1 protein-coding gene is annotated in these 407 nt (G+C 32.2%); it reads right to left on the bottom strand.

Features of this window, described 5'->3' with window-relative positions:
• Positions 1–114: 114 nt before the first annotated feature.
• On the bottom strand, positions 115–407 hold a 293-nt coding region (locus PVA17_RS25095), incomplete at its 5' end, for a VanZ family protein (protein ID WP_274069381.1).

Genomic DNA, 407 nt, shown 5'->3' on the forward strand with positions numbered 1-407 from the left:
GAAATAAGGCACTTCCTGTTCAAAATTGAACAAGAAGTGCCTTATTTTTATCTGAGAAAGGTTCGTTTTTATGAAAACGTAAGTTTTTCAGTGCCCTCCTCACAAGGACTGTTTCTATCTGTCTTTTTTAGGCTTAATAAGTATACTTTTATAGGCTAAGTAACCAAGCCATGCGCCGAATGTATTTAATATTAAATCATCAATATCAGCCGATCCAACCGTAAAAATAAACTGGATTGTTTCTACCGCTAGACTAGAGAAAAAGCCTGCCCAAATAACAGTCCGCGCTTTACGAAATTTTTTTGATAATAATGGAAGTAAAAAGCCCATTGGGGTAAATATCAATAAATTGCCTAGTAAATTAATAATAATGATATCTAAATTAAAATACTGAGAGTAATTTATAT

The organism is Lysinibacillus sp. CNPSo 3705 (genome assembly GCF_028674935.1).
Classification (GTDB): Bacteria; Bacillota; Bacilli; order Bacillales_A; family Planococcaceae; genus Lysinibacillus.